The sequence below is a fragment of the Microcoleus sp. LAD1_D5 genome, assembly GCF_036702115.1.
Taxonomy (GTDB): domain Bacteria; phylum Cyanobacteriota; class Cyanobacteriia; order Cyanobacteriales; family Microcoleaceae; genus Microcoleus.
This window is the reverse complement of record NZ_JAUBSA010000055.1, coordinates 36,066-44,245: the sequence shown is the minus strand read 5'-3', so window position 1 is coordinate 44,245 and position 8,180 is coordinate 36,066. Positions and strand designations below refer to the sequence as shown.

The 8,180-nt window shown below is 44.4% G+C and carries 6 protein-coding genes and 1 pseudogene; 2 read left to right on the top strand and 5 right to left on the bottom strand.

Translation table 11 applies throughout. The annotated features are described in order from the left end of the window. Positions 1–503 (top strand): annotated as a pseudogene (locus QUA70_RS20620) (hypothetical protein); the annotation flags it as partial. Between the two features lie 373 nt (positions 504–876). Continuing rightward, positions 877–1,785, top strand: a complete 909-nt coding sequence (locus QUA70_RS20615) for an alpha/beta hydrolase (protein WP_333349544.1) — start codon at positions 877–879, stop codon at positions 1,783–1,785. Between the two features lie 81 nt (positions 1,786–1,866). On the opposite strand, the gene QUA70_RS20610 is transcribed toward QUA70_RS20615, so the two are convergent. From QUA70_RS20610 to QUA70_RS20590, 5 genes are all read right to left on the bottom strand, one after another. Further along, positions 1,867–2,310 carry a DUF4079 domain-containing protein gene (locus QUA70_RS20610; RefSeq protein WP_333331381.1) on the bottom strand — a complete coding sequence of 148 codons (444 nt, stop codon included), beginning with the start codon at positions 2,308–2,310 and terminating at the stop codon, positions 1,867–1,869. 191 nt (positions 2,311–2,501) lie between these two features. After that, on the bottom strand, positions 2,502–3,293 hold the full coding sequence (locus QUA70_RS20605) for a WecB/TagA/CpsF family glycosyltransferase (protein ID WP_333331383.1): 792 nt from the start codon (positions 3,291–3,293) through the stop codon (positions 2,502–2,504). A 442-nt stretch (positions 3,294–3,735) separates the two neighbouring features. Beyond that, positions 3,736–5,106 (bottom strand): O-antigen ligase domain-containing protein, encoded by a 1,371-nt coding sequence (locus QUA70_RS20600; RefSeq protein WP_333331386.1) that lies wholly within the window; start codon positions 5,104–5,106, stop codon positions 3,736–3,738. Positions 5,107–5,330: 224 nt separating this feature from the next. After that, positions 5,331–6,452: a glycosyltransferase family 4 protein gene (locus tag QUA70_RS20595; protein ID WP_333331389.1), complete on the bottom strand. Its 1,122-nt coding sequence runs from the start codon at positions 6,450–6,452 to the stop codon at positions 5,331–5,333. Between the two features lie 440 nt (positions 6,453–6,892). After that, on the bottom strand, positions 6,893–8,032 hold the full coding sequence (locus tag QUA70_RS20590) for a glycosyltransferase family 4 protein (protein WP_333349542.1): 1,140 nt from the start codon (positions 8,030–8,032) through the stop codon (positions 6,893–6,895). Between the last annotated feature and the right edge of the window lie 148 nt (positions 8,033–8,180).

Sequence of the window (8,180 nt, the reverse complement as noted above, 5' to 3'; positions counted from 1 at the left end):
AAGCTTGCACACGCGGAGCGTTCAAACCATTCAAAGTCTTTCTCTGTCGAGGTTTTAGGCTTTTTCGGCAAGCCCTATTTAGGATGAGTGATTCCCGCGATGAAGGTGTAGAAGTACCTTTGTTGATATGCAGCAGCAAAACGGATTTTGTTGTATCTCATATTGTCATGCGCCGCTGGTCTAAATTTCTTAAAAAAGGAGTTTGCCTTTGGGAATGTCAAGACGGTAGGCATTTTTTTACCCACTTCTATCCCGAAAAACTCGGCGAAAAAACACTAAATTTTGCGATATCTCTACACAGCCGCCAAGCAATTTTAAATTTTAAATTTTATGTCGCTCTTGCTGTTTTTTTTCAAGTGATACCGAAACTTTCTGTGGCAAAGACTACATTAATTCCGGTAGTTCATGGGAATTTTTGCAGAGCTGCTTCTATTGTTTTGGTGCAGTTGCCCCAGTCCATTCCGCCAATTTTAGTTTGTAGGGTTTGGAGGGATGGAGTTTGAGTGAGCATCAGTATTTTTTTTAGATTTTAGAATAATTGTAAAAAATATTTAACATATATTCAGATGTTTGAGTAAATGGTATGCTAATTGTATTGGATTTGTCAATTAGTTTTTTTGAATCAACCGCAGAAGCGCTCTTGACGCAGAGGAAGGTAATAGTAGATTAAAAAGGAATTATTGGCAACGATTATAAAATATTTTAACATCTGGTTAACAAACTCAGCCCTAGCCTGGGCAGAGGGATACTAGGTAGTGAGAGAATTTTAATGACTCGCCCCAACTCCTCAAATAGCGATCGAGCAAGCATATATACTTAAATGTTAGGGCGAGCACAGGGGCACCGCCCCTACCGATTCACAATTTATCAAGAATTATGCCAGCAAGTTTTCTGCCAAAGTCGATCGCACAACTCACAGAATCTACCTCAATTGCCTTAGCCCAAAGCATTCAACGAGAGGCAATTACAACTCCCCTATCTTCTGAGCCAATTGCCACAACCTACGTGCGCCAAGGCAGCGGCAACACACCGATTTTACTACTTCACGGCTTCGACAGTTCCTTGTTTGAATTCCGCCGCCTGTTGCCACTGCTAGCTGCCGAAAATGAAACTTGGGCGGTTGATTTGTTGGGTTTCGGGTTTACAGAAAGATCGGCAGGTTTGGCATTCAGCGCGAGGGCAATTGAAAGTCACCTTTACTATTTTTGGAAAACGCTAATTTCGCAGCCTGTAATCTTAGTCGGTGCTTCAATGGGAGGTGCAGCAGCGATTGATTTTACTCTCAATTATCCCCAAGCTGTAAAACAATTAGTGTTAATAGATAGCGCAGGTTTTGCCATCAGTTCTAATAAGGGAAAGTTTTTAATTCCTCCTTTAGGATATCTGGCAACTTCATTTTTACGCAATCCCAAAATTCGCCAGCGAATTAGCGTCAATGCTTATTTCGATAAAAATTTGGCTTCTCTAGACGCTCAAACTTGTGCTGCTTTACACTTGGAAATGCCCAACTGGAATCAAGCTTTAATTGCGTTTACCAAAAGCGGCGGTTACGGTGGTTTTGGGGAAAAATTATCGCAAATTCAGCAGCAGACGCTGATTTTGTGGGGAAAACAAGACCGCATTTTGGGGACGGCGGATGCGGAAAAGTTTGCAAGGGCGATCGCAAATTCTCAACTAATTTGGATACCCGACTGCGGACACGTTCCCCACTTAGAAAAGCCACAGATTATCGCCCAGCATATTTTAGAATTCATCACGAAAAGCGGACTCACGCAAAAAAATTAAACTTAGGGTGCGCGGCGGCGCACCTTACATATATGTTTTCCCTTGCATATTTGGTATAGTTTGAGGTCAAATAGACAGGTTTCAAACTTTCGGCAAATACTTTTGTACGATCGTCCATCCTGTGAGCAACACAGTCACAAATCCCCCAAACAAGGCCAAATTAGTGCCGATGTGGAGGGGACGCGCCCAAGGATGTTTAGGGCCAATTTGCAGCCCACTTCCAACAGAAACTAACACCAAAGCAACAACAGCTAACCCCGCCGGTAAATGAGCCGAGTGACCCAAATTGCCGTAGTATCCTAGCGTACCGACTACACCAATTCCCAGCAGTAAAATTACCAAAGTCGCCATCCCCGCACCAGTCGCCACATGGAAAGGACGCAGCCATTTTGGGCGTGGTTGTTTGGTACTCCGAGTGGCAAACATCCACGTTCCAGTAACGGCCAGCAACAGGTAAGCTAACAGGGAAACACCCATTGACCAAGCAGCTATTTTCCACAACCACAAGAAAGAAGGCAGATTCATCGGTTGCATCCCTAATTAGGATTTTCCACAAAAGGTTTCACTCCGATTTTACCTGGACTTGAAAGCAAAAATGAATAATTTTGAGAGAAAATGCGATCGGGCTATCCACAGCTTGCTTCCGTCTTACCTTGAAGTCAAACGAACTTTCTCTGATACTCAGCATTTACGCTAGAGATTTGTCCCTACCCTTTTTAGGAGCCGCCTTTCCATTCTAGCTCCCCGCTTTTGCTGTCGAAGGGCATTTTATAAAACCCTAATTTTTGTTCTAAGATTAATCGGAAAAAAGGCAGACCTTCAATTAAATATCTTTTCCACAATCTTCTCGGTTCACTTAAGAGTCGGTACGCCCATTCTATGCCGACTTCGCTCATCCATTTGGGAGATCTTGCTTTGCAACCAGCCTCAAAATCAATGGTTGCACCTACTGCTAAGAAAATTTTGACGTGCGTTAATTTGCTCTTGTATTTAACCAGCCACTTCTCTTGCTTGGGCGCTCCCACTCCTATGGCCAGGACTGTAGCTCCGGATTTATTGATCGTGTCTATTATTTTTTCACACTCTTCCTCATTGTTTTCAAACCCAAAAGAAGGAGAATGTGCTTCAACCACTATTTCTCTACCAATTTTTTGGTTGATTTTTTCTTGGGCTTTCTTAGCAATACCTTCGGCGGCTCCTAGTAAAAATATTTTAATCTCCTGGTTATCTTTATGATACATATAAAATGCAGGGAACAAGTCAGAACCAGAAATTTTTTCTTTGATAGGAGTACCCAAAAACTTAGAGGCATACATCAATATTTGACTGTCGCAGACTCTATAAGTAGAGGTATTGTAAGCTTCATAGAAGTCGCGGTCATACTGCAACTTAATCAAGTGGTCTACATTTGGCGTAAATACGACACCACCTTCGTAGTCGAGTTTTTCAAACAACTCTGTTATTGACAAGTTATCGATGGAGACATTCAATAAATTAACTGTTTTCATTTATTATTCCCTTCCCGCCTTATATTAAACTACCACTCAAACTATTATAACCCAAACTACAGCCTGATGTTTTCACTAATTGGACACTTCAGTGAATATACTTTTCTCAGTATATCCTCGTACACCCTACCTGTCCAGTCAGGATGTTTAAAGATTGTGTAAAGAATCAGCTCGTTTTATAAAAAAGTGTATGAAGCCCATTTGTGTTTACAAATCGCAACACAGATTCAATAAAAAAGCCATTCCTTGCTAAGACTAGAAGCATTGCAAATTAATGGAAAAAATAATTTATTTATGAGATTAAAATTTTAACCTAGTAAGAAATATCGTGCAATTTCCGAACTTGATTTTATCCAAAAATGGTAGATTTTTGACTTTTTGTCTCCAGGGAAGGCAAGATAGTTTCAATCTTGAAGTGAAGCAGCGATCGCATTCCCGAAAATCATCCTGATTTTTGGTGAACCAGCGACTGTCTTCTTGGTGGCGAACTGGTTTTCTTGGCCTTAAGACTTTCTGGAGCTTTTAATACCAGACCTGATATTCCTCCAGCAATCAGCGCAAAAATCGGGTTAGTCATAGCATTCAAAACACAGTCAAACACGTACATAGTTAAGGCTATTCCCAGGGTGGCAGCAGGTGCTACTTTGGGATTAGACCAGGTTCTGGCGGGATACTTGAACACGCAAAAGACGATAACAGGAAGTAACAATGAAGAAAATAAACTAACTAAACCGACTACACCGTTGATGCCAAATGCAATAATCCATAAGCTGTCGGTGACTGAGATATCTTGACCGTATTCGTTATACACGCGGTTTCCGCCCGAATCTCCCCAGCCAAACATAAATCTTTGCCGCGCCTTTTCCCCCAATATCTCTTCATTGTCAAATCTAAACTTCAAAGAGCCGGCTCGTTCTTCGCCAAATACTTGATTGATGAATCCAATCACGTCTTGGCTCGAAAATTGACCCGATGCAGCTATATACAGATAAAACACTATATATCCAATTATCAATAGCAAGGGCAAAGAGGTGCGAAACAACTTGGCAGAGAATAATATGACCAAGGCTATTCCAAATAAACTGTAGGCGCCAGTAGAACGGCACAGGAAAAAAGCGATAGTTAATATAATTGCTAAAGTCTTGATGTTACGCCCCATAAACTTTTTGAGCGTCCCAGTTTGCCACAGCCAAACAGCAATTAAGGCGGCTGTCATCATCCACAGGCCCACCATCAAACCGTGCTGCATAAACACTACTGGTCTCCACCCCCCCAAACGCCTTGCTTGACCCCAGTCCTCAAAGGCATTGACGCCGTAAATCATTTGGTGCAGAATTGGGCCCCTAACCCCTTCAACTAAAGTAAAAGGAATGTAGGCTAACCCACCTGCAAAAATCCCGATCGCCAATTGTCGCAGCCCGTCTAAACTACCCACATACAAGCGTCCTAAAAAATAAGGCAGACCCCAAGTAACGATTTGGTTGACAGTCGGAGAAATCGGGCTGCCACCATTACTAACTTGTGAAACAATTGGACACAAACAGTAAATTACCATTGGCACGTCCAGCCAACCGGGCTTAAAAGAGGTGAGGCGCGCAGTATCGTAGATCAGAGTCCCCAGCAAAATGCCGTAGCAAGCTGCGGAGATTTTGGTATACGGTGGCAATGAGGGGATGGGATAAGAAGCTTGCGGTAAAAAAAGCCACGCTACCACAAAACTTATAATTACTGCCCGCTGAGCCGGAAACCTCACAAACAGGTAACAAACGACTGGAATAAAGCCGAACATAGCAAGTGGGATTAATGCAACCATAGTTTTTTAGTGCAGTAAAATTGTAGAAAGACAACTCAAATTGCCCGATAAAAATTCTCGGGCGTTGCTGATTTACGGTATGAAAGGCTAAATATGCCAGTCATAGAAACCAGTATCCACAAAGCTTCTGGATGTTCAACTTATTTTTTTCATACCCTGATTAAGTAACGCCAATTCTCGCTTAAACGATCGCCCAACCCCAATATTTTAAATCAACCTCAATTTTATGTCTTGTTCGTTAATTGTGCCTGACGTTCCAAAGCAGTGTACAGTGCCGCCTCGAAGAGATTAGTTGCATCCTCCCAGGTATAATTTATCACCGTCTGCAAAGCAGTCTCGGACATTGCCCGCCATTCGGCATCAGACAACTGACAAATCTGCTCGATCGCTTTTGCCATATCCTCTGGGTCTTGTGGCTTGACAAGTATGCCACCACCGCCCGCAAGTAGTTCCGGAGCCGCACCAGCAGGAGTGCCAATGACTGGAGTGCCGCAAGCCATAGCTTCTAAAATTGGCAAGCCGAAGCCTTCGGAGCTGCTGGAAAACAGCCAAGCATCGCATTTGCTGTAATAATTTTTTAGTTGGTCTTGAGTAGGTTCTTTATTATACTCAGTACCCTCAGGCAGCAAATTGGGAGGAGGAGTATCGCCGGAACCAAAGGCAACTAACCGAAGGTTGGGAAATTTTTGAGCAGCTAAAGAGAAAGCTTTCAGGGCTAGATCGCTGCCTTTCCAAGGAGTTGTAGTATAGTACATCCCGACTGTAGGAACTAATTGCTTGCCTCGCGGCTGCTTAGCTCGCGACTGGGGATCGTAAAACTGTTTGGTGTCCACCGTAGGAGGGACGAGAGATACAGACAAATCGCCGTATTGATTCCGAGCTATGTCGGCCAGCCACTGGGCCACAGCGATTTTGTGCATCGGCAGCCGCCAAGTTGCCTCTACTCGACCTTTTGGTACGTAGTCAAAAGCCTCATAATGTTGGAGAAAATATACTTTCGTTCCTTTGCTCGGAGAGAGTTCTGCCACCCACTCGGCAGTTTCCCACCAAGTAGCCATGACAATATCGGCATCAGGTACGTCAAGATCGGTAATTGGACCGTTGGTTTCGATAACTCGGCTTTCGACATCTACCTTGTCAAAGTGAGACTTTGGTGTTTTGGGAGCCGACTCCCAACCCCTACCCCTCAGGAGCGATCGCAATTGTTGGATTAAAGTCGGTTGCGGCAGGGGCATAGAGACGATAAATATTTTGTGTCCTCGTTTTTGGAGAAGTTCTGTGTATATGGATAACACCCTCATGCCACCTGTAAGACTAAGGGTAGGCAGGACAAAAGTAATTTTCATGAATAGATGCTGAAGATTGATAGTGGTTAAAACTCCTCCTTAAAGCAAGTTGGCACTTACCAGCCTCTGTTTGGCTTTTCTGCGGGGTGCGGATCTGTGCTGGAGGCGATCGTCACTCGATAGTCGAGCCGATCTTACTTGGTCGTCAGGGACTTTTCCCAATTACAAATCGGCAGATGTTTGACGACTAGACAAGTTTAACCTGTAACGGAGCCAGCCTTAAAACCTCCGTTGCACTCTAGTTCAGATTTGGGCAGATCAATTTATAACCACTATTCCCTCGTCGCTGCAGTCAGAATTCGTGTCGAGACTGCTGCGTAGAAAAGAGGACAGAGGCGATTTTAGTTGGGGGCAGAAGCACCCCACCAAATGATGTTGAGTTTCTGGCCAGAAATCCGGCGCCGAAAACGCGGGTAGCGCCGAATTTCAAATGGCAGCAGTTAGCCAACCGGAATTTTTCCATAGGGAGAAAACGAAACAATCTTAACTTCGCGCTGTTTAGATTTGTCTATAGCAACTTTCAAGGCCGCTTCAAAATGATCCGTGGCATCTTCCCACGTATAATTGTTCACCTTGGCATAAGCTGCTTCAGACAGGGCTTGCCACTTGGAATTTCGCAACTGACAGATAGACTCTATGGCTTTTGCCATTTCTTGGGGATCTTCAGGTCTTACAAGTATGCCAGTACCCCCGCTTAAAATTTCAGGAGCAGCGCCTGCTGGGGTACTGATGACGGGAGTGCGGCACGCCATCGCTTCGATAATAGGCAAGCCGAAGCCTTCTGAGCGACTCGCCAGCAGCCATACATCGCATTTGCTGTAATAGTCTTTGATTTTGTCTTGGTCTGGTTGAATTACATACTCGGCATTTGCCGGTAGGGGCAATTCCGAGGATGGGGCGTCTGTACCGAAGGCAACCAGACGCAGGTTGGGGATCTTTTCAGCCGCTAGGGAAAAAGCTTTGAGGGCGATGTCGGTTCCTTTCCAGTAGACTGTAGAGTACATTAGGCCAACTGTAGGAACCGATTGTTTGTTGCGAGGACAGGCGTAAAATTGCTTGGTGTCCACGGTAGGAGGAGCTAAGGAAACTTGGCGATCGCCATATTTAGTCCGAGCTAGCTCAACTAACCATTCAGAGATCGTAATTTTGTGCATGGGCAGCATCCAGGTTGCTTCTACTCTTCCTTGAGGTAGATAGTCAAAAATTTCGTGGTGCTGGATAAAATAAGCTTTTGCTCCTTTGCTAGGAGAGAGTTTGGCTACCCACTCGGCGGTTTCCCACCAGGTGGCAATTACTACGTCAGCGTCAGGTACATCTTTGTCTTCTACCGGGCGGTAGCGATCAATAATTTTGTGTTCTACACCTAAGTTATCGAAAAAGGAGGGCTCGTTTTCAGGCGTAGAAATCCAACCCCGTCCCCGCAGCAGCGACTTGACTTGCTGGCGCATACTCGCTTGGGGGTGGGGTAAAGAGATGACGAACACGGAGTGTCCTCGCTTTCTCAAACGTTCTGCGAAAATAGATATTACTCGTATTCCACCAGTCAGAGACAGAGTAGGAAGAACAAAGGTGATTTTCATTTTTAAGTCCCGCTGAAGACTTTGACTCGCGTTCGGCACTGCTACCAGCGCTGATGTTAGAGTCCAAAAGGAAAGAGGGGCGGGTGAATATTAATTACCGCTTTCCTGGTGTTTACATAGAATCCAACCGATCGACTGTTCGTAACAC

Excerpts from the sequence above, each read along its gene's own strand:
- QUA70_RS20615 (WP_333349544.1), top strand. The coding sequence starts at position 877 with ATGCCAGCAAGTTTTCTGCCAAAGTCGATCGCACAACTCACAGAATCT.
- QUA70_RS20610 (WP_333331381.1), bottom strand. The coding sequence starts at position 2,310 with ATGAATCTGCCTTCTTTCTTGTGGTTGTGGAAAATAGCTGCTTGGTCA.
- QUA70_RS20605 (WP_333331383.1), bottom strand. The coding sequence starts at position 3,293 with ATGAAAACAGTTAATTTATTGAATGTCTCCATCGATAACTTGTCAATA.
- QUA70_RS20600 (WP_333331386.1), bottom strand. The coding sequence starts at position 5,106 with ATGGTTGCATTAATCCCACTTGCTATGTTCGGCTTTATTCCAGTCGTT.
- QUA70_RS20595 (WP_333331389.1), bottom strand. The coding sequence starts at position 6,452 with ATGAAAATTACTTTTGTCCTGCCTACCCTTAGTCTTACAGGTGGCATG.
- QUA70_RS20590 (WP_333349542.1), bottom strand. The coding sequence starts at position 8,032 with ATGAAAATCACCTTTGTTCTTCCTACTCTGTCTCTGACTGGTGGAATA.